The organism is Tersicoccus mangrovi (genome assembly GCF_036881825.1).
Taxonomy (GTDB): Bacteria; Actinomycetota; Actinomycetes; order Actinomycetales; family Micrococcaceae; genus Tersicoccus; species Tersicoccus mangrovi.
Genome location: NZ_JBAJMW010000009.1, coordinates 55,518 through 75,171, shown reverse-complemented (window position 1 = coordinate 75,171; position 19,654 = coordinate 55,518). Strand labels below are relative to the sequence as shown.

The 19,654-nt window shown below is 71.9% G+C and carries 18 protein-coding genes and 1 riboswitch; of the genes, 13 read left to right on the top strand and 5 right to left on the bottom strand.

Going from position 1 to position 19,654, the window contains the following annotated elements; genetic code table 11:
* Positions 1–13 precede the first annotated feature (13 nt).
* Entirely contained in the window at positions 14–1,336 is a 1,323-nt protein-coding gene (locus V6N00_RS15650; RefSeq protein ID WP_334233773.1) for an MFS transporter, read from the top strand.
* A 76-nt stretch (positions 1,337–1,412) separates the two neighbouring features.
* On the opposite strand, the gene V6N00_RS15645 is transcribed toward V6N00_RS15650, so the two are convergent.
* Positions 1,413–1,859 (bottom strand): DUF1844 domain-containing protein, encoded by a 447-nt coding sequence (locus V6N00_RS15645; RefSeq protein WP_416385099.1) that lies wholly within the window; start codon positions 1,857–1,859, stop codon positions 1,413–1,415.
* A 364-nt stretch (positions 1,860–2,223) separates the two neighbouring features.
* Between V6N00_RS15645 and infC the strand changes: the two genes are divergently transcribed.
* From infC to V6N00_RS15625, 4 genes are all read left to right on the top strand, one after another.
* Positions 2,224–3,243: a translation initiation factor IF-3 gene (infC, locus tag V6N00_RS15640; protein ID WP_416385098.1), complete on the top strand. Its 1,020-nt coding sequence runs from the start codon at positions 2,224–2,226 to the stop codon at positions 3,241–3,243.
* A gap of 108 nt (positions 3,244–3,351) precedes the next feature.
* Entirely contained in the window at positions 3,352–3,546 is a 195-nt protein-coding gene (gene rpmI / locus V6N00_RS15635) for a 50S ribosomal protein L35 (RefSeq protein WP_076696162.1), read from the top strand.
* A 70-nt stretch (positions 3,547–3,616) separates the two neighbouring features.
* Positions 3,617–4,003, top strand: a complete 387-nt coding sequence (gene rplT, locus V6N00_RS15630) for a 50S ribosomal protein L20 (protein ID WP_076696160.1) — start codon at positions 3,617–3,619, stop codon at positions 4,001–4,003.
* A gap of 38 nt (positions 4,004–4,041) precedes the next feature.
* Positions 4,042–4,977: a TrmH family RNA methyltransferase gene (locus tag V6N00_RS15625; RefSeq protein WP_416385097.1), complete on the top strand. Its 936-nt coding sequence runs from the start codon at positions 4,042–4,044 to the stop codon at positions 4,975–4,977.
* A gap of 104 nt (positions 4,978–5,081) precedes the next feature.
* Here V6N00_RS15625 and V6N00_RS15620 read toward each other — a convergent pair whose 3' ends face one another.
* Entirely contained in the window at positions 5,082–5,360 is a 279-nt protein-coding gene (locus V6N00_RS15620; protein ID WP_334233770.1) for a GlsB/YeaQ/YmgE family stress response membrane protein, read from the bottom strand.
* 198 nt (positions 5,361–5,558) lie between these two features.
* Here V6N00_RS15620 and V6N00_RS15615 point away from each other — a divergent pair, with 198 nt between their 5' ends.
* Positions 5,559–6,536, top strand: a complete 978-nt coding sequence (locus V6N00_RS15615) for a cation diffusion facilitator family transporter (RefSeq protein WP_334233768.1) — start codon at positions 5,559–5,561, stop codon at positions 6,534–6,536.
* Positions 6,537–6,652: 116 nt separating this feature from the next.
* Here the strand turns inward: V6N00_RS15615 and V6N00_RS15610 are convergent, their stop codons facing one another.
* On the bottom strand, positions 6,653–8,230 hold the full coding sequence (locus V6N00_RS15610; RefSeq protein WP_334233766.1) for an amino acid permease: 1,578 nt from the start codon (positions 8,228–8,230) through the stop codon (positions 6,653–6,655).
* 112 nt (positions 8,231–8,342) lie between these two features.
* Entirely contained in the window at positions 8,343–9,611 is a 1,269-nt protein-coding gene (locus tag V6N00_RS15605) for an MFS transporter (protein ID WP_416385096.1), read from the bottom strand.
* 33 nt (positions 9,612–9,644) lie between these two features.
* Here V6N00_RS15605 and V6N00_RS15600 point away from each other — a divergent pair, with 33 nt between their 5' ends.
* On the top strand, positions 9,645–10,121 hold the full coding sequence (locus tag V6N00_RS15600; protein WP_334233763.1) for an NUDIX domain-containing protein: 477 nt from the start codon (positions 9,645–9,647) through the stop codon (positions 10,119–10,121).
* A 644-nt stretch (positions 10,122–10,765) separates the two neighbouring features.
* Here V6N00_RS15600 and V6N00_RS15595 read toward each other — a convergent pair.
* Positions 10,766–11,923, bottom strand: coding sequence for an Rv2578c family radical SAM protein (locus V6N00_RS15595; protein WP_334233761.1), 1,158 nt, complete (start codon positions 11,921–11,923; stop codon positions 10,766–10,768).
* A gap of 149 nt (positions 11,924–12,072) precedes the next feature.
* Positions 12,073–12,182: riboswitch (SAM riboswitch) on the top strand.
* 58 nt (positions 12,183–12,240) lie between these two features.
* Between V6N00_RS15595 and V6N00_RS15590 the strand changes: the two genes are divergently transcribed.
* From V6N00_RS15590 to iolD, 6 genes are all read left to right on the top strand, one after another.
* Positions 12,241–13,518: an acyl-CoA dehydrogenase family protein gene (locus V6N00_RS15590; protein WP_334233760.1), complete on the top strand. Its 1,278-nt coding sequence runs from the start codon at positions 12,241–12,243 to the stop codon at positions 13,516–13,518.
* Between the two features lie 54 nt (positions 13,519–13,572).
* Positions 13,573–14,979, top strand: a complete 1,407-nt coding sequence (locus V6N00_RS15585; RefSeq protein ID WP_334233759.1) for an LLM class flavin-dependent oxidoreductase — start codon at positions 13,573–13,575, stop codon at positions 14,977–14,979.
* Positions 14,980–15,199: 220 nt separating this feature from the next.
* Positions 15,200–15,622 carry a tautomerase family protein gene (locus tag V6N00_RS15580; protein WP_334233757.1) on the top strand — a complete coding sequence of 141 codons (423 nt, stop codon included), beginning with the start codon at positions 15,200–15,202 and terminating at the stop codon, positions 15,620–15,622.
* Positions 15,623–15,708: 86 nt separating this feature from the next.
* On the top strand, positions 15,709–16,695 hold the full coding sequence (iolC, locus tag V6N00_RS15575; RefSeq protein ID WP_334233884.1) for a 5-dehydro-2-deoxygluconokinase: 987 nt from the start codon (positions 15,709–15,711) through the stop codon (positions 16,693–16,695).
* The gene (locus V6N00_RS15570) at positions 16,692–17,699 is read left to right on the top strand and encodes a Cgl0159 family (beta/alpha)8-fold protein (protein WP_334233755.1); all 1,008 of its coding nucleotides are present in this window, start codon (positions 16,692–16,694) and stop codon (positions 17,697–17,699) included. The genes iolC and V6N00_RS15570 overlap by 4 nt, the downstream gene beginning before the upstream one ends.
* An 11-nt stretch (positions 17,700–17,710) precedes the next feature.
* Positions 17,711–19,639 (top strand): 3D-(3,5/4)-trihydroxycyclohexane-1,2-dione acylhydrolase (decyclizing), encoded by a 1,929-nt coding sequence (iolD, locus tag V6N00_RS15565; RefSeq protein WP_334233882.1) that lies wholly within the window; start codon positions 17,711–17,713, stop codon positions 19,637–19,639.
* Positions 19,640–19,654 lie beyond the last annotated feature (15 nt).

Below are 19,654 nucleotides of genomic sequence, written 5' to 3'. Positions count from 1 at the left end.
GACGACGTTCGCGATGAGGACGACGACGTTCGCCCGGTACGGTACCCTGCTGTCGCAGCCCCCGATCCGCCGGCTGCTGCTCGTGGGCATGCTCGCTCGCGTCCCGCACGCCGCCGCCGGCGTGCTGCTGACCCTGCACGTGGTCGACGCGCTGTCCCGCGGCTACACCGCCGCCGGCATCGTCGCCACCGCGATCACCCTCGGCCTGGCCGTCGGCGCCCCCTGGCGCGGGCACCGCGTCGACACCGTCGGCCTGCGTCGCGCCCTGCTGCCGTCCGTCGTGGCCGAGGCCGTGATCTGGTCGATCGCCCCGTTCCTGCCGTACGAGCTGCTGATCCCGGCGGCCGTCCTCGGCGGGCTGTTCGCGCTGCCCGTGTTCTCCGTCGTCCGCCAGTCCCTCGCCGTGCTCGTGGCCGAGGACCAGCGCCGTACCGCCTTCGCCGTCGACTCGATGGCGACCGAGCTGGTGTTCATCGTCGGGCCCGCGACCGGCGTCCTGCTCGCGACGACGCTGCACACCCAGACGGGCCTCGTCCTCGTCGGCGTGTGCTCGGCGCTGGCCGGGGTGCTGCTCATGTGGTTCGACCCGCCCACCCGGTCCAGTCAGCTCGGCACCCGCGACGATGCGGCGGCCGGCGAGCGGAACCGGCGACAGGACGCCGAGGCGGTCGAGACGCTCGCGCCCGCCGAGATCGCCTCCGCCACCGACGCCGTCACCTCGTCCCTGCCGCTCGTGACGTCGTCGCTGCCGGTCCTGGGACGTCCCGGGCGGCGGATGGCCTGGATCACGCCGGCGGTGGGCGCCGTCCTCGGGGCCGCCGCCGCGGTCGGGCTGCTGCTCTCGGGCAGCGACGTCAGCTTCGTCGCGGTGCTCCGCGGCTCCGATCAGGTCGACTCGCTCGGACTGGTCTTCCTCTTCTGGTGCCTCGCGTCGGTGGCCGGTGGACTCGTCTACGGCGTCCTGGACCGGCCCGTCCCGCCACTGCTCCTGCTCGCCGGGATGAGTCTGCTGACGATCCCGATGGTGCTGGCCACCGATCCGCTGACCCTCGGCCTGCTGGCCATCCCGCCGGGGCTGCTGTGCGCTCCGACCCTGACGGCGTGCAGCGAGCGGGTCGCGGACCTGGTGGGGGAGGCCCGGCGGGGTCAGGCGATGGGGTGGTACGGCTCGGCCCTGACTGCCGGTAGCGCCATCGGGTCGCCGACGATCGGCATCGCGATCGACGTCTTCGGTCCCGGAGCCGGGTTCGTCGGTGCCGGCGGGGTGGCGCTGCTGCTCGCGCTGGTCGGCCTCGGCCTCGTGGGCGGCCGCGCCCGGGCACGTCGCCGGGCCTGAGCCCTCTCCGCGCCGAGAGCTCGCGCCCGGAGCGGCCTCGTGTGGTCGCGCCCCGGGCGGTCGAGCCGGGCCCTCGTCAGTTGACGGGGCCGGTGTACTTCTCGCCGGGGCCCTGACCGGGCTTGTCGGGGATGGCGGACGCCTCACGGAAGGCCAGCTGCAGCGACCGCAGGCCGTCGCGCAACGGTCCGGCGTGCTGGCTGCCGATCTCCGGGGCCGCCGCCGTCACGAATCCGGCCAGCGCCGTGATCAGCTTCCGCGCCTCGTCCAGGTCGGTCAGCTCCGCGGCGTCCGGTCCCTCCGCCAGACCGCACTTGACGGCGGCGGCACTCATCAGGTGCACGGCCGCGGTCGTGATCACCTCGACGGCGGGCACCTCGGCGATGTCGCGCATCTGCTGCTGCACCTGGGCGGTCTGGTCGCCGCCGGCAGCGTCCTGCGTGCTGGCGTCGGGGGAGAAGACGTAGCTGTCGCCGTGATCGTGTGCGGGGGGCGTGGAGGGATTCGGGTCGGGAAAGCTCATGATGGTAAGCTTGGCACAGACCACCGGCTCGCCATGCGCGGGTCGATTGCAAGCGGAGGCTTCTCCCACCCGCGACGGCTCGTCTTCATGACTGCGGCCGCCGGGTCTCGGTCGGGTACCACACCCAGGATCCTGAGGATCTCGGCAGGGTGCGACGTCGTCGTTCGGCGTGTGCGCCGGCGTGCCGGTTCGTCGTTCCCTCGCGTGGTTCCGCCGTCGTTCGAAGAAGCCTCCGTGTGCACATGCAGACGGAGGCTTTTCGTGTGTGTGCGGTCCTCACGCCCTCGTGGCGTGAATCGACAACCGACCACAGGAGCAACACATTAGCGATCCCCGAATCAATGATCGTATCCGCGTCCCCGAGGTGCGGCTCGTCGGGCCTGCCGGTGAGCAGGTGGGCATCGTCCGTATCGAGGACGCCCTTCGACTGGCCGCAGAGTCCGACCTCGATCTGGTCGAGGTGGCGCCGCAGGCCAAACCGCCTGTGTGCAAACTGATGGACTTCGGCAAGTACAAGTACGAGGCGGCGGTGAAGGCGCGCGAGGCGCGCAAGAACCAGACCAACACCGTGCTCAAGGAGATCCGGTTCCGGCTCAAGATCGACAAGCACGACTACGAGACCAAGGTCGGCCACGCCCTCCGCTTCCTCGGCGCCGGTGACAAGGTCAAGGCCATGATCCAGTTCCGCGGCCGTGAGCAGCAGCGCCCCGAGATGGGCATCCGGCTGCTGGACCGGCTCGCGACGGACGTCGCCGAGGTCGGCACCGTCGAGTCGACGCCCCGCATCGACGGACGCAACATGGTCATGGTCATCGGCCCGCTCAAGAACAAGGCCGACCAGCGCCGCGCCGCGCAGCGTGAGGAGCGTCGCGAGTCGAAGCGGCGTCCGGACGAGCGCGTCGACACGAGCGAGCAGGCCCCGATGACGCAGAGCATCGGTGACGCGCTGCGGACCGCCGGTGCGGTCCCGGCCGCCGAGAGCGACACGGTCGAGGCGACCGCTGCGGCTCCGGTCGAGACGCCTGCTGTCGAGACCGCTCCGGTCGAGGCGACGGCTGCGGAGTCGGCTCCGGTCGAGACGGCGGCGCCGGCTCAGCCGCGGGAGACCGCTGTCGAGCGCAAGCCGGCTGCGGCCTCGTCCCGACCGGCCTCGAGTTCGCGCCCCGCCGCGGCACCGAAGCAGGCTGCGCCGAAGCCGGCGACGTCGAGGCCCGTCGCCGCACCGAAGCCAGCGGCCGCTCCGGCTGCGGCCCCGCGGCCTGCCGCCACGCCGCGACCAGTCGCACCGGCCGGCACCGCGACGCCCAAGCCTGCCGCGCCGAAGCCGGGAGCCCCCCGGCCGTCGGCCCCGAAGCCCGGCCCCAAGCCGGGCGGGCGGAAGTAGCCACCACCCCGCCCGGCGACACCGCCGGGCCACGCACGAACGGGTCCTGACCGGACCCGACGAACACGTCGCGACCGCGTCGCGGCCCAGGAAGAACGGAGACGGCAGATGCCGAAGCAGAAGACCCACAGCGGGGCCAAGAAGCGATTCAAGGTCACCGGCAGCGGCAAGCTGCGCCGCCAGCAGTCCAGCATGCGCCACAACTTCGAGCGCAAGCCCAGCACCCTGACCCGCCGCCTGTCCATGGACAAGGACGTGTCGGCTGCGGATCGCAAGACCATCAAGCGGATGCTGGGTCTCTGAGTTCAGAGACCCGCTCGACAGACGAATTCCGACGGGCTTCGCCCCGTCACCTGAATGAAGGAGTAGACACGTGGCACGTGTGAAGCGGGCGGTCAACGCCCACAAGAAGCGCCGGGAGACCCTGGACCGGGCGAGCGGCTACCGCGGTCAGCGGTCGCGCCTGTACCGCAAGGCCAAGGAGCAGGTCACCAAGTCGTTCACCTACAGCTACCGGGACCGTCGTGCCCGGAAGGGTGACTTCCGCCGGCTGTGGATCCAGCGCATCAACGCTGCGGCCCGCGCGAACGGCATCACCTACAACCGGTTCATCCAGGGCCTGCGCCTGGCCGAGATCGAGGTCGACCGCCGCATGCTCGCCGAGCTCGCCGTGAACGACGAGGCCGCTTTCACCGCGCTCGTCGTGCTCGCCAAGGACGCCCTCCCGGCCGACACCTCGGCGCCCGCCACCGCGGCCTGAGGATCACCATCTCGCGGGCGGAACGGGAGCCCGGCACCATGCCGGGTCGTCCCTCGTCCCCGCTGACGGAGCACCCGCTGACGGAGCGCCCGGACAGCGCCGTCATGTCCCACCCCGGAGCAGACCGGGTCAAGGACGTGGCGCGCCTGGCCGGGCGCTCCGCGCGTTCGAAGCGTGGTGCGTTCCTCGCCGAGGGCCCGCAGGCGGTCCGGGAAGCCCTGCGCCGGCACCGGGCCGGGACGCCGACCGTGGACCAGGTCTTCGCCACCGACGAGGCCCTGACTCGCCACCCCGAGCTGGCCGAGCCCGCCGACGGCGTGATCCTGCGCCGGGTGACGCCGGACGTGCTGGCCGCCATGAGCGACACGGTCACGCCGCAGGGTGTCGTGGCCGTGTGCCGGATGGTCGACGTCACCCTCGACGACGTCCTCGCCGCCTCGCCGCGCCTCGTCGCCGTCCTGTGCCAGGTGCGGGACCCCGGCAACGCCGGCACCATCCTGCGCGCCGCCGACTCGGCCGGAGCGGACGCGGTGATCCTCACCCACGGCAGCGTCGACCTGTACAACCCGAAGGCGGTCCGCTCGACCGTCGGTTCCCTCTTCCACCTGCCCGTCGTGCTCGGCGTCCCGTTCACCGACCTCGCCGGCCGGCTCCGGGACGCGGGGGTCGCCGTGCTCGCCGCCGACGGGTACGGCACCGCGGACCTGGACGCGCTGCAGGACGCATCAGCCGCCCGCCGGTTGGGGCGTGCCGTGTCGTCCATGGAGCCGGCGGCGGGGGAGGACCCCGGTCCCCGGCTCGAGAATCCCACCGCGTGGCTCTTCGGCAACGAGGCGCATGGTCTGGCCGAGGACGAACGGGCGGCCGCGGACGCCCGCGTGCGTGTGCCCGTCTACGGGGCCGCAGAGAGCCTGAACGTCGGGACGGCGGCCACGGTGTGCCTCTACGCCTCGGCCCGCGCACAGCGCCGCTGAGGCACAGCGCCGCTGAGGTCCAGCGCCGACCATTCCATCGGTAGACACAGAACGACCCGGGCGAGATTCGCCCGGGCCGTTCTGTGTGTGGGGATGTCGTGCGGTCAGCTGCGCGTGCGGCTGCCCATGCGACCCTGGATCCACTGCCAGATCGCGGCGACGATGACGCCGCCGATGATGGCGAAGACCCAGGTCCAGATGTTGGTGAGGCCGTTGTTGACGTTGAGGCCGAAGATGGCGCTCGCGATCCAGCCGCCCAACAGTGCGCCGATCACACCGAGAATCAGGGTGGCGATCCAGCCGCCGCCCTGTCGTCCCGGCAGGATCGCCTTGGCGATCGCCCCGGCGATGAGACCAAGGACGATCCACGCGATGATGCCCATGTCGTTACTCTCTTTCCTCAGGGTGCTGACGAGGCAAGTATGGCACTGACGAGGCCATCCGCGTGTGACCTGCCCCTTGCGAACCCGGCGAGCCGTCTGCTAGGGCCGGTGGCCGGCCCACGATCGGATACGCTCCAGGACGACGGCACCGCACACGTACCGGCCGGGTCCCGTCCTGGTCGTCCAGGAGGAGTACCCATGTCCACCAAGGGTGGCAACACGGCGATCATCGCGGCGCTGGCCGCCAACCTGACCATCGCGGCGCTCAAGCTGGTGGCCTGGCTGCTCACCCGCTCGTCGTCGATGCTGGCCGAGGCCATCCACTCGGTGGCCGACTCGGGCAACCAGGTGCTGCTGTTGGTCGGCGGCAAGCGCGCCGCCCGCCAGGCGAGCCCGCAGCACCCGTTCGGGTACGGCCGCGAGCGGTACCTGTACGCCTTCATCGTCTCGATCGTGCTCTTCAGCCTCGGCGGCCTGTTCGCCCTGTTCGAGGCGTACGAGAAGGCGCACGACCCGCACCCGATCGAGGGTCCGTGGTGGTGGGTGCCGCTCGCCGTCCTGCTCGGTTCGATCATCGCCGAGGGCCGCTCCTTCTCCGTGGCGATCCGCGAGTCCAACCCCACGCGCGGGAAGCGGTCCTGGTGGCAGTTCATCCGCACGGCCAAGGCACCCGAACTGCCCGTGATCCTGCTCGAGGACACCGCCGCGCTGCTCGGCCTGCTGTTCGCGCTCGCCGGGGTGAGCCTGACCCTGCTGACCGGCAACGGGCTCTGGGACGCGGCCGGCACCGCATTGATCGGCCTGCTGCTCGTGGCGGTCGCCGCTGTGCTCGCCGTCGAGACGCGGTCCCTGCTGCTCGGTGAGTCGGCCAGCCGGGAGGACGTCGCCGCGATCGAACGGGCCATCGAAGCGGACTCCGCCACGCGGATCATCCACCTGAGGACGATGCACCTGGGCCCCGAGGAGCTGCTCGTGGCCGCCAAGATCGCCGTCGCTGCGTCGGCCACGGGGCTCGAGGTGGCCCGCGAGATCGACGCCGCCGAGGCGCGGATCCGTGCGGCGGTGCCGATCGCCCGGGTCATCTACCTGGAGCCGGACATCGCGCGGCCCGCGGGCGCGGGGGATGCGGGCGCCACGCGCGTCGGGGTCGAGGACGCCCCGGGCGCGGACGACTGACGGGAGCACCGAACGGCAGGTCGACCGGATCGGACACCCATGCACGACAGAGGGCGCGTCACCCTCGGGTGACGCGCCCTCGTCGTCTGCGACCGGAGCTCGACCGGTCGCGGTGCTCAGCGCTCGGGCCGGCGGTTCCGGTCCGCGGCGGGCCGGTTGGCCAGCACCGGGTGCAGACCGGTGATGCCCTCGCGCTCGGCGGCCGCCGCGTAGATGCCCTCCCGGGCGCGGAACCAGCCGAGGATCAGCAGCGGGATCAGCACGATGAGCGACGCGAGCACCCACCGGCCGGTCTCGGAGAAGCCCATCGTGACGAGCACGAACAGCAGGAACGCCAGCGTCAGGTAGGCGGTGAACGGGGCGCCGAAGAGGCGGAACGACGGCCGCTCGAGCTGGCCCGCTTTCGCCAGGCGCTGCAGCTTGATCTGGCACAGCATGATGGTGGCCCACCCGCCGATGATGCCGAGCGCGGAGATCTCCAGCACGATCTCGAACGCCTGCGACGGGACGACGGCGTTGAGGACGACGCCGAGGAGGGTCACCGCGGCGGTCAGGAGGATGCCGCCGTAGGGCACCCCGTGGGAGCTCATCCGGCCCGTGAACTTCGGGGCCGACCCGTTGACCGACATCGACCGCAGGATGCGCCCCGTGGAGTACAGGCCCGCGTTGAGGCTGGACAGGGCGGCGGTCATCACGACGAGGTTCATGATCGACGCGGAGACGAGACCGGCGTCCGGGTTGCCGATGTGCGAGAAGAAGGTGACGAAGGGGGAGACGCCTGCCTGGTAGCTGGTGAAGGGCAGGAGCAGGGAGAGCAGCAGGACGGAGCCGACGTAGAAGATCGCGATCCGGAAGATCACCGTGTTGACCGCCTTCGGCATCACCTCGCGCGGCTTCTCGGTCTCACCGGCCGCGATGCCGACGAGCTCGATGGCCGCGTACGCGAAGACCACGCCGCTGACCGCGAGCATCGGGGCGATCCCGCCGGCGGGGAGGAACCCGTTGTTCTGTGACCACACGGAGAACCCGGTGGCGCCGGCGTCGGTGTGGGCGCCGGAGACGAGGAAGATGATGCCGACGATGAGGAAGATGACGAGCGCGGCGACCTTGATCAGCGCGAACCAGAACTCCATCTCGCCGAACAGTCGCACGGACACGAGGTTCAGGGAGAGGACGACGACCAGCGCGATCAGCGCGACCGCCCACTGCGGGACCGCCGCGATCGGCGCCCAGTAGTGGGACCAGAACTTCACGTAGAGCGCCACCGCGGTGGTGTCCACGACCGACGTCATGGCCCAGTTCAACCAGTACATCCAGCCGGCGGCATACGCCATCTTCTCGCCGTAGAACTCGCGGGCGTAGGAGACGAACGAGCCCGACGAGGGACGGTGGAGCACGAGCTCGCCGAGCGCGCGGAGGATGAGGAACGCGAAGAACCCGCACACGAGGTAGACGAGCGCCAGGGCGGGGCCGGAGTTGGCCAGCCGGCCGCCGGCGCCCATGAACAGGCCGGTGCCGATCGCACCGCCGATGGCGATCATCTGGATCTGCCGGGAACTGAGGGTCTTGTGGTAGCCCTCTTCCTCACTGCTGAAGTCGCGGACCGCGGTCAACGCGTCGCCGGTCAGTTCCCGGCCGTTCTCCAGGGAGTCGTCGTAGTCGTGGAACCGGTCGGTCCCAGGTCGGTCGATCATGGTGCCCTCCTCGTGCGGGTCCGGCCGGTGGCCGGATGATGATCGCGTCCACGGTAGTCCCCGATCGGGCCCGACCCCAAGCCCGCCCGGCCCGTCGTCGGTCAGCCCGTCGTCAGGCGATCGCGCTTCCCCGGCGTCGTTGCCGCGCCACGCTCAGCCCGACGATCGGCAGGCCGGCCGCGGCGAGAACGGATCCCAACACGATCGGCGCCACGAGGCCGAGGTTCATCGAGATGACGAGACCGCCGAGGAAGGCGCCGAGGGCGTTGGCGATGTTCAGCGCCGAGTGGTTCAGAGCGGCGGCGAGCGTCTGCGCGTCCGCGGCGACGTCCATCAGCCGGGCCTGCAGCCCGGGCACGAGCACGGATCCGCTCGCCCCGATGAGCAGGACCATGACCATCGCGGGGATCGCCCAGTGCACCACGATCGCGAAGACGGCGAGCAGCACGCACGTGATGACGAGGCCGATGACGATGCCGCCGATGACGGACCGGTCCGCCAGGCGCCCGCCGACCAGGTTGCCGAGCACCATCCCCAGTCCGTAGAGGCCGACGACGAGCGGCAGCCACGCGGCGTCGAGCCCGGCGACGCCCGTCATGATCGGCCCGATGTAGGAGTACATGGCGAAGAAGCCGCCGAACCCGACGATGCCGGTGAGCAACGCGTACCAGACCTGCGGGCGACGCAGCGCGCCGAGCTCCCGCAGCGGGCTCGCGTCCGGGTCGGCCGGGACGAACGGGACGACGCGGCTGATGAGGACCACGGCGAGGGCGCCGATCGCGGCGACGAACACGAACATCCACCGCCAGCCCACGGTCTGGCCGAGCCAGGTGGCCACGGGCACGCCGATCACATTGGCCACCGACAGACCCATCATGACCATGGCGATCGCGTGCGCGCGCCGGGTGGCCGGGGCCAGGGACGCGCCGATGAGGGCGGCGACCCCGAAATAGGCGCCGTGGGGCAGCCCGGCGATGAACCGGGTGACGACGAGCCACGGGTAGCTGGGCGCGAAGAACGCACTGAGGTTGCCGACGGTGAACAGCACCATCAGCAGGACGGCGAGGTGCTTGCGGGGGATGCGGGTGCCGAGCGTCGCGAGGACGGGGGCGCCGACGACGACGCCGAGGGCGTACGCGGAGATGACGTGGCCGGCCTCGGAGATGCTCACGGCCATGTCGTCGGCCACGTTCTGCAGCAGCCCCATCATCGAGAACTCGGTGACGCCGATGCCGAAGCCGCCGACGGCCAGGACGATGATCGCGTTGCGCAGCACCCGCGCGTCGACGGCGCGCACCAGGGGGTGCGAACCGGTGCGGGGGCGGGCGGAAGCGGTGATCGCGGAGGCCTGGGCGGCGTCCTGCTGAGCTGGCGGGGTCACCGGAACAATTTTAGGGCGACCTACACTGGCGGCATGACCGAAACGGGCCCGGATACCGCCGATCGTGAGGGACCTCACCGGGTCCGGGTGGTCGGGGCGGCCCTGGTCGACGACGTCCGGCGTCCACGGCGGCTGCTGGCGGCCCGGCGCAGTGCTCCCGCGGCGCTCGCGGGGCAGTGGGAGTTCCCCGGCGGCAAGGTCGAACCGGGGGAGAGCGGGCCGGACGCCCTCGTCCGCGAACTCGACGAGGAGCTCGGCGTCGCTGCCGTCCTGCACGAGGAGCTGCCCGGGCCCTCGCCCGAGGGGTGGCCGCTGTCCGGCACCGCCGTGATGCGGGTCTGGATCGCCACGACGTCGGACGAGCCGGCCGCCCTTCAGGACCACGACGAGCTGCGCTGGGTGGACCTGGACGACCCCGCCGCCGTCACCGCCCTGCCCTGGATCCCCGCGGACCTGCCGATCGTCGAGTCGCTGCTCGAACGGCTGGCCGCCCTGCGTACCGCCCGGTAGTGGAGTTGCCGCACTTCGGCTCTGCCGGCCGTCCGTGTCTCCACCCGTGAGTCAGCGACTCACGCCCGAAAGCGGTGCTCAAAGAGCCCCGCTTTCGGGCGGTGACCGCTAACTCAGCGAAGACGGGGTCGGTGGTGCCGCGGCGTCGCGGCGAGCGCGGCTCCGCTGGGCGGTCCATCCGTGAGTTAGCGGCTCACGCCCGAATGGGGTGCTCATTGAGCCCTGCCTTCGGGCGGTAACCGCTAATTCAGCGATGGAGGAGCGTGCTTTCGAGCAGTGACCGCTAACTCAGCGATGGAAGGCCGCACTGTCGGGCGGAACCGGCTGACTCAGCGAAGACGGGGTCGGTGGTGCCGCGGCGTAGCGGCGAGCGCGGCTCTGCTGGGCGGTCCATCCGTGAGTTAGCGGCTCACGCCCGAAAGGGGTGCTCATTGAGCCCTGCTTTCGGGCGGTGACCGCTAACTCAGCGATGGAGGGGCGTGTCATCGGGCGGGAACCGGCTGACTCAGCGATGGAAGGCCGCGCTTCCGGGCGGGAACCGCGGGCTCACCGATCGGGAGCCGCCGTTCCCGGGGAACCGCCGATTGACGCCAAGGCGGAGACAGCGCTTCCCGTTGTCCGGCGAGACACGGAAGCCGAGGACGCTAGAACAGTGCCGGCTGCTCGGGCTCCGCTGCCGAGGATGTCGTCGGCATCGAGGGCGGGACAGCGTCGTGCCGAGCCAGCTCGTGGGGTCCGTAGTCGAGGAGTCGGCGGTCGTCGCGGGCACCGGCGATGGCCGCCGACTCGGGCTCGTCCCGGAAGAACCGGGCCGACGAGCCCAGGCCGTGCCGGCGCCGGAAGTAGCGGAGCCGGCCGGCCAGCCAGGTGGTGTACTCCTTGGTCGCGTACGTGCCGCCCCCGTAGAGCCGGCGGTACCGGCCGACCAGCTGCGGGTGTTCGGCGGCGAGCCAGGTGAACCACCACTCGCGGGCACCCGGCCGCAGGTGCAGTGCCCCGGCGGTCACCCCGCTCGCCCCCGCCGCGGCGAGCGCGCCGAACAGGCCGTCGAGCGCCTCATCGGTGTCGGTCAACCACGGCAGGATCGGCATCGCCATCACCCCGCACGGCATCCCGGCGTCCGCCAGCCGCCGGATCAGGTCGAGCCGGGCCGCCGGGGTCGGGGTGCCCGGTTCGACGCGCCGTTGCAGCTGCGGGTCGACCATCGCCAGCGAGATGCCGACCCCGACCGGCACGTCCTTCGCCGCCGCGGTCAGCAACGGCAGGTCCCGCGCCAGCAGGGTGCCCTTGGTCAGGATCGAGAACGGGGTGCCGGAGCCGGCGAGCTCGCCGATGATCCCGGGCATCAGCCGGTACCGTCCCTCGGCCCGCTGGTACGGGTCCGTGTTGGTCCCGAGGGCGACGTGGGGGCGCGCCCAGGACCGGCGTCGCACCTCCGCGTGCAGCACCTCGACGGCATTGACCTTCACGACGAGCTGGCTGTCGAAGTCCGGGCCCGCGTCGAGGTCGAGATAGGTGTGCGTCTTGCGGGCGAAGCAGTACACGCAGGCGTGCGAGCAGCCGCGGTACGGGTTGATGGTCCAGGCGAAGGGCATGGCCGACGTCGCCGGGACGTGGTTGAGCAGGCTCTTCGCGTGCACCTCGTGGAAGGTGATGCCGGCGAACTCGGGCGTGCGGACCGATCGTTGCAGGCCGGCGAGCGGAAGCAGGGCCGGCGTGGGGCGCACTCCGGGAATCTGCCCCTCGATCTCGGGGGACGCGGCGGCCGTCTCCGCCGCGATCGTCTGACCTTCCCAACGCATGGGCTCATTCGAACACACGTTCGAACGATTGATCAAGCAGTCCACGCGCATGCCCGGCGGTCACAGCCTGTGGCTTGTGCCCGCCGCCCTTCACACGCCGTCACAGCAGTTCCGCGCGCCGCCCGCGGTCCGCCACGATGGGGGAGCGAGATCACGAGTCCCGACGCGAAGCTCTGGCTGGTCGGGCGGCAACCCTCTCCCGTGGTGGGGTGCCCCAGATGAGGATCCGGTCGTGCACCCTGCGCGGCAAGCACGGCCCCGGCGGTGGGTGCGACCCGCGTACGCCGCTCCCGGGCGCCCCGACGAGGGAGACCCGCATGACCGAAACGTCCATCACCGAGAGCACCGAGACGGCCTCCGGCACCGGCACCACCGGCAGCGCCTTCGCCACGGCTGCTGCCCGCTACCGGCCGATCTTCGCTCGCATCGCCGCCGGGGCGCTCGACCGCGAACGGAACCGCACACTGCCCACCGAGCAGATCGGCTGGCTCAAGGACGCCGGCTTCGGCGCCGTCCGGATTCCCGTCGAGCTCGGCGGCGACGGGCTGACCTGGCCCGAGCTCACGACGCTGCTGATCGAGCTCGCCGCCGCGGACAGCAACCTCCCGCAGGCGCTGCGTGCCCACATCGCCCTCGTCGAGGAGAACCTGGTCCGGCGCCGCCGCGGGGAGGACCGCGGCGTCTGGCTCGAGCGGTTCGCCGCCGGGCAGCTCGCGGGCAATGCCTGGACCGAGCCCGGCGCCGGCGGCACGGCCACGATCCTCGAGGACACTCCCAGCGGACCGACGCTGACAGGCCGGAAGTACTACACGACCGGCACGATTTTCGCCGACTGGATCGACGTTACCGCCAGGCGCCCGGACGGCACCGACGTCTCGGTCGTGATCGCGACGACGACGCCGGGCGTGCGCACCGACGACGACTGGGACGGCTTCGGGCAGCGGCTCACCGGCAGCGGCACCACCGAGTTCACCGCCGCCGCCGTCGACCCCGCGAATGTCTCCCCGTTCGCCGACCGCTTCCCTTATCAGACGGCTCTCTACCAGCACCTGCTGCTCGTCGCCCTGGCCGGGATCGGCCGGGCCGTCGTCGTCGACGCCGCCGAGCAGGTGCGCCGCCGCACCCGGGTCTTCGGCCACGGCAACGCCGACCTCGTCCGGGACGACGCCCAGATCCTCGCCGTCGTCGGCGAGATCAGCGCCCAGGCGTATGCCGCCGAGGCGACGACACTGCGGGCGGCCCACAGCCTCCAGGCCGCGTTCGCGGCGACCGGGGGAGCGCGGGAGCGGGAGGCGGTGGTCGCCACCGAACTGGAGACGGGTCAGGCGCAGATCGTGCTCAGCCGGCTCGTGCCCGAGGCCGCCGGAGCCCTGTTCGACGCGCTCGGCGCGTCCTCGACCAGCCAGTCCCGTGCGCTGGACCGGCACTGGCGCAACGCCCGCACCGTCGCCACCCACAACCCGTTCATCTACAAGGCGCGGATCGTCGGCGACCGGGAGGTCAACGGGACCGAGCCGCCCCTGATCTGGACCATCGGCGAGGCCGACGCCGATCGCCGGGCCGCCCGTGACCGGCAGCCCACCGTCGTCGGCTGAACCCGTGCCCGCCCCGACCGCCCGCCAGACCGCCTGCCGACCCCAGGAGAACGCATGAGCCCCGAACCCCGCCGCCACGTCCGCTTCAACGCCTTCGACATGAACTGCGTCGGACACCAGTCACCCGGCCTGTGGCGCCACCCGCAGGACCGCTCCACCGACTACGCGTCCCTGCGCTACTGGACGCACTTGGCCCAGGTCCTGGAGAAGGGCCTCTTCGACGGCCTCTTCATCGCCGACGTGCTCGGCACCTACGACGTCTACGGCGGCTCGAACGAGGCGACCCTGCGGGCAGGCACGCAGGTCCCGGTCAACGACCCGTTCCTGCTCGTCTCCGCCATGGCCGCCGTGACCGAGCACCTCGGCTTCGGCGTCACCGCCGGCACCGCGTACGAGCACCCGTACCCGTTCTCCCGCCGGCTGGCGACGCTCGACCACCTCACGGAGGGCCGGGTCGGCTGGAACGTCGTCACCGGCTACCTGCCCTCGGCCGCCCGCAACATGGGCCAGACGGACCAGCGCGAGCACGACGAGCGCTACGAGCACGCCGACGAGTACCTCGAGGTGATCTACAAGCTGCTCGAGGGCTCGTGGGAGGACGACGCCGTCGTCCGCGACACCGAGCGGGGCGTCTTCACCGACCCGGCGAAGGTGCACGAGATCGGCCACGAGGGCAGGTACTTCTCGGTGCCCGGCATCGCCCTGACCGAGCCGAGTCCGCAGCGCACGCCGGTGATCTTCCAGGCCGGCGCGTCGCCCCGCGGCACCCGGTTCGCGGCGGAGCACGCCGAGGCCGTGTTCGTCGCCGCCCCCACCCGGGAGCAGCTCACCGCGACCATCGCCCGGATCCGCGATGCGGTGGAGGCCGCCGGGCGGGACCGGAGCGACGTGCGGATCTACGCCATGCTCACCGTGGTCACCGGCCCGGACGACGCGACGGCACGGGCCAAGTACGCGGAGTACCGGTCGTACACCGACGTCGAGGGCGCGCTCGCGCTCATCTCCGGGTGGATGGGCGTGGACCTGTCCGCCTACGACCCCGACGACGTGATCGGCACCGACGTGCAGTCCAACGCCATCCAGTCCGCGGTCGCCACGTTCCAGCAGGCCTCCGGCGACACGGGCGCGCCCTGGACCGTCCGGCAGCTCGCGGAGTGGGTGGGCGTCGGCGGCTTCGGCCCGGTGGTCGTCGGCTCGGGCGAGGACGTCGCCGCGGAGCTGATCGACTGGGTGGACGAGACCGACGTCGACGGCTTCAACCTCGCCTATGCGATCACGCCGGGCACGTTCGAGGACGTCGTCGAGTTCGTCGTCCCGCAGCTGCAGGCCCTCGGTGCCTACCCGACGGAGTACGAGCCCGGCACCCTCCGGCACAAGCTGTTCGGCCGCGGCGACCGGCTGCCGGACGCGCACCGCGGCAGCCGCTACCGGGTCGGCGCGGCGCTGGGCGCCACGCGCTGACGAGGCGGGGCGCCGGTGGGCGCAGCGCGCTGGTGAGGCCGGCCGGTCCACGGCTCGTGGACGACGGCGGGGCACCTCCGGGGGCCCCGCCGTTCCCGTGTGCCCGGTGGCCCACCCCCGGCATCGACGAACGAAACTTTGTCAGGACATATACTTGCCGTCCCTGGCGGTCGCGGGATACGGTTCTCTTTGTTCTGACAAATGAGTCGAGGAGTTCCGGATGCCACTCGTGCGCATCGACGTCAACACCGGTCGCAGTCCCGAGCACCTGGCCGCCCTCAGTCGTGCCGTCCACGACGCGATCGTCGACGGCTACGGCATTCCGCCGCGCGACTACTTCCACGTCCTCACCGAGCACGCCCCGGGGCAGATCGTCGCGCAGGACGCCGGCCTCGGCTTCGACCGGTCGGCGGACGTCGTGATGATCCAGATCTTCACGCAGGCGGGCCGGACCGAGCGGGCGCGGCACGACCTCTTCGCCGGCATCGCCGCCCGGCTCGCCGACGTGGGCGTGGCGGGCGAGGACGTCTTCATCGGCTACGTCGAGAACGGGCCGTCGGACTGGTCCTTCGGCTTCGGGCGTGCCCAGTACGCGACGGGGGAGCTCCGGGTCCCCGGCGTCACACCCGAACCGACAGTTTGACAGGACATACAAACGACGGCAGAGTGGGACTGTGGCGCATGCCACACCCGGCCGTCGTGCTGATCGATGAGGAAAGGCGCACCACCGTGACCCTCGACGTACTGACCATGGGACGCATCAGCGTCGACATCTACCCCGACGACATCGGCGTCGGCCTGGCCGACGTGACCCGCTTCGGCAAGTACCTCGGGGGCTCGCCGGCCAACGTCGCCGTGGCCGCCGCCCGGCACGGCCGCTCGACCGCCCTCATCACCCGCACGGGCGCCGACCCCTTCGGTGAGTACCTGCACCGGGAGCTGGTCCGCTACGGCGTCGACGACCGCTTCGTCACCCCGGTCGAGGGGTTGCAGACGCCGGCCACCTTCTGCTCCATCACCCCGCCGGACGACTTCCCGCTCTACTTCTACGGCCGGTTCCCGACCGCGCCGGACCTGCAGCTCGACGCGGCGGACCTGGACCTGGATTCGGTGCGCGACGCGCGGATCTTCTGGTCGACCGTCACCGGGCTGTGCCAGGAGCCCAGCCGCAGCGCGCACGTCGCCGCCCACGAGGCCCGGCCGCGGGACGGACTTCCCGCCGGCGCCTTCACCGTCCTCGACCTGGACTACCGGCCGATGTTCTGGGACTCGGAGGAGGACGCACGCGCCCAGGTGGCGACCATCCTGCCGCACGTCACCGTCGCGATCGGCAACGAGCAGGAGTGCGCCGTCGCCGTCGGTCACGGCACGCCGGACGAGCAGGCGGACCGGCTGCTCGAGGCCGGCGTCGAGATCGCCGTCGTCAAGCTCGGCCCCGAGGGGGTGATGGCAAAGACCCGGAACGAACGCGTCGTCTCGGCCCCCGTACCCGTCCAGACGCTCAACGGTCTCGGCGCCGGGGACGCCTTCGGCGGGGCCTTCTGCCACGGCCTGCTCGCCGGCTGGCCGCTCGCGCAGGTGCTCGACTTCGCCAACGCCGCAGGGGCGATCGTCGCCTCCCGCCTCTCCTGCTCGGACGCGATGCCGACGCCCGACGAGGTCACCGTCCTGCTGGCCGAGCGTGGCCGCCTCGTCCCGGATGCGGTGGCCCGATGAGCGCCGCGGTCCCGGCCATCGGCGTCGACGACGACCCCCGCCGCTACGAGCACCTCACCCGGATCCGCCTCGAGGACCCCGGTGCGATCACGCGTGCCGCCCGGGAGCGGCGGCCCCACGCGGGGCCGCGCCTGGGCGAGCAGAACTTCATCGTGGCCGCGGACCACCCTGCCCGCGGCGCCCTCGCCGCTCAGGGCCGGATGGACGCGATGGCCGACCGGCGCGAGCTGCTCGACCGCCTGCAGCTCGCCCTCGCCAACCCCGCCGTCGACGGCGTGCTCGCGACCGCCGACATCATGGACGACCTGCTCCTGCTCGGCGCCCTCGACGGCAAGCTGCTCTTCGGCTCGATGAACCGCGGCGGCCTCGCCGGACTGGTCAACGAGTTCGACGACCGGTTCACCGGCCACACCGCCGCGGCGCTGCAGGCACTCGGCGCCGACGGCGGGAAGATGCTGACCCGCATCTGCCTGGAGGACCCGGCCACGCCGGCCGTCCTCGAGAACACCGCACGGGTGATCGACGCCCTCGCCGAGCGCGGCCTGATCGCCATGGTCGAGCCGTTCCTGTCCCGCTGGGTGGACGGGCGCGTGCGCAATGACCTGTCCGCCGACGCCGTCATCAAGTCCGTCGCGATCGCCGAGGGCCTCGGCTCCACGAGCGCCTGGACGTGGATGAAGCTGCCCGTCGTCGACGAGATGGACCGCGTCATGGCGGCGACGACGATGCCGACCGTGCTGCTCGGCGGCGACCCCGCCGGCCATCAGGACGAGGTGTTCGCCTCGTGGGGACGCGCCCTGGCACTGCCCGGCGTCCAGGGGCTGACCGTCGGCCGCACCCTGCTCTACCCGGCCGACGGCGATGTCGCCGGTTCCGTGGCCGCCGCCGCGTCACTGCTGCGCGGCGCGCACGACGGCGCTCGTGACGGTGCCCACGACAGCACGCACGACAGCGAGAACCATGCCGATCCCACGTCCCGCACCCCCCAGGAGGCCACGCCGTGAACACCCGCAGGATGACCGTCGCGCAGGCGCTGGTCGCGTTCCTCGGCCACCAGTACACCGTCGACCGCATCGGCGACACGACGTACCGGGAGCGGCTGATCCCGGGCATGTTCGGCATCTTCGGGCACGGCAACGTCGCCGGTGTCGGACAGGCCCTCAAGCAGGCCCAGGTGCTCGAGCCGGAGCTGATGCCCTACCACCAGGGCCGCAACGAGCAGGCGCAGGCCCACCAGGCGGTCGGCTACGCGCGGCACACCCGGCGCCGCCAGACGTGGGCGGTCACGACGTCGATCGGGCCCGGCTCGACCAACCTCCTCACCGGCGCCGCGCTCGCGACCGCCAACCGGCTGCCCGTGCTGCTGCTGCCCAGCGACACGTTCGCCACCCGCGCCGCGGACCCGGTGCTGCAGCAGATCGAGCAGCCGTACGGCTACGACATCACCGTCAACGACGCGTTCCGGCCCGTCTCGAAGTACTTCGACCGGGTCAGCCGCCCCGAGCAGCTCGCCTCGGCACTGCTGAGCGGCCTGCGGGTGCTCACCGACCCGGCCGAGACCGGCGCCGTGACCATCGCCCTGCCGCAGGACGTGCAGGCCGAGGCGATCGACGTGCCCGAGGAGTTCCTCGCCGAGCGCGAGTGGCGGATCCGCCGCCCCGAGCCCGAGGCCGAGGACATCGCCCGCGCCGCCGAGCTGATCCGCGGCGCCCGCCGGCCGCTCATCGTGGCCGGCGGGGGAGTCCTCTACGCCTTCGCGCAGGACGCGCTCGCGGGCCTCGCCGCCACCACCGGCATCCCCGTGGCCTGGACGCAGGCCGGCGTCGGCGTCCTGCCGTGGGACGCGCCGCAGGCCGTCGGCGCGATCGGCTCGACGGGCACGACGGCCGCGAACGCCCTCGCCGCCGAGGCGGACCTGATCATCGGCATCGGCACCCGCTACGAGGACTTCACGACGGCGTCCCGCACCGCCTTCGCCAACCCGGACGTGCGGTTCGTCAACATCAACGTCGCGGCGCTGGACGCCTACAAGCACGGCACGTCGCTGCCGATCGTCGCCGACGCCCGCAAGGCGCTGATCGCGCTGACCGAGGCGCTCGGCCGGCACCGGGTCGACGCCGACCTGGACCGGGCGGTCACCGCGGAGAAGCAGCGCTGGGACGGCATCGTCGACGACGCGTTCGCGGAGCGGTACGAGCCGCTGCCCAGCCAGAACGCCATCATCGGGGCGACCAACCGGGCCATGGACCCCCGCGACGTCGTGATCTGCGCCGCCGGTTCCCTGCCCGGGGACCTGCACAAGATGTGGCGCGTGTCCGACCCGTGGGGCTACCACGTGGAGTACGCGTTCTCGTGCATGGGCTACGAGATCGCCGGGGGCCTGGGCGTCAAGCGGGCCGTGCTCGCCGCGTCGGCCCGCGGCGAGGCGGACCGTGACGTCGTCGTCATGGTCGGCGACGGCTCCTACCTGATGATGCACACCGAACTGGTCACCGCCGTCGCCGAGGGCATCAAGCTCATCGTCGTGCTCATCCAGAACCACGGGTACGCCTCGATCGGTGCACTCTCCGAGTCCCTCGGCTCGCAGCGGTTCGGCACCCGCTACCGGGTCCTCGACCCGCAGGCGCACAGCTTCGACGACGGCGAGACGCTGCCGATCGACCTGGCGACCAACGCGGAGAGCCTCGGCGCGACCGTCCACCGGATCGCACCGGGCCCCGACGCGATCGCCGACCTCGAGGCCGCGATCGGCAAGGCGCGCGCCGAGCCGGAGGGCTCCGGCCCGATCGTCATCCACATCGAGTCCGACCCGCTGATCGACGCCCCGAGCTCGGAGTCGTGGTGGGACGTGCCCGTCTCCGCCGTGGCCGAGTTGGACTCCACCCAGGAAGCCCGCCGCACGTACGACCAGCACAAGGCCCACCAGCGGCCCCTGCTGGGCTGACCAGATCCTTCGAAA

What these genes read in the sequence shown, in the direction of transcription:
- V6N00_RS15645 (WP_416385099.1), bottom strand. Translation starts at nt 1,859, where the DNA reads ATGAGCTTTCCCGACCCGAATCCCTCCACGCCCCCCGCACACGATCAC.
- V6N00_RS15610 (WP_334233766.1), bottom strand. Translation starts at nt 8,230, where the DNA reads ATGATCGACCGACCTGGGACCGACCGGTTCCACGACTACGACGACTCC.
- V6N00_RS15615 (WP_334233768.1), top strand. Translation starts at nt 5,559, where the DNA reads ATGTCCACCAAGGGTGGCAACACGGCGATCATCGCGGCGCTGGCCGCC.
- V6N00_RS15600 (WP_334233763.1), top strand. Translation starts at nt 9,645, where the DNA reads ATGACCGAAACGGGCCCGGATACCGCCGATCGTGAGGGACCTCACCGG.
- V6N00_RS15570 (WP_334233755.1), top strand. Translation starts at nt 16,692, where the DNA reads ATGAGCGCCGCGGTCCCGGCCATCGGCGTCGACGACGACCCCCGCCGC.
- rpmI (WP_076696162.1), top strand. Translation starts at nt 3,352, where the DNA reads ATGCCGAAGCAGAAGACCCACAGCGGGGCCAAGAAGCGATTCAAGGTC.
- V6N00_RS15580 (WP_334233757.1), top strand. Translation starts at nt 15,200, where the DNA reads ATGCCACTCGTGCGCATCGACGTCAACACCGGTCGCAGTCCCGAGCAC.
- V6N00_RS15620 (WP_334233770.1), bottom strand. Translation starts at nt 5,360, where the DNA reads ATGGGCATCATCGCGTGGATCGTCCTTGGTCTCATCGCCGGGGCGATC.
- V6N00_RS15595 (WP_334233761.1), bottom strand. Translation starts at nt 11,923, where the DNA reads ATGCGTTGGGAAGGTCAGACGATCGCGGCGGAGACGGCCGCCGCGTCC.
- V6N00_RS15585 (WP_334233759.1), top strand. Translation starts at nt 13,573, where the DNA reads ATGAGCCCCGAACCCCGCCGCCACGTCCGCTTCAACGCCTTCGACATG.
- V6N00_RS15625 (WP_416385097.1), top strand. Translation starts at nt 4,042, where the DNA reads ATGCCGGGTCGTCCCTCGTCCCCGCTGACGGAGCACCCGCTGACGGAG.
- V6N00_RS15590 (WP_334233760.1), top strand. Translation starts at nt 12,241, where the DNA reads ATGACCGAAACGTCCATCACCGAGAGCACCGAGACGGCCTCCGGCACC.
- iolD (WP_334233882.1), top strand. Translation starts at nt 17,711, where the DNA reads ATGACCGTCGCGCAGGCGCTGGTCGCGTTCCTCGGCCACCAGTACACC.
- V6N00_RS15650 (WP_334233773.1), top strand. Translation starts at nt 14, where the DNA reads ATGAGGACGACGACGTTCGCCCGGTACGGTACCCTGCTGTCGCAGCCC.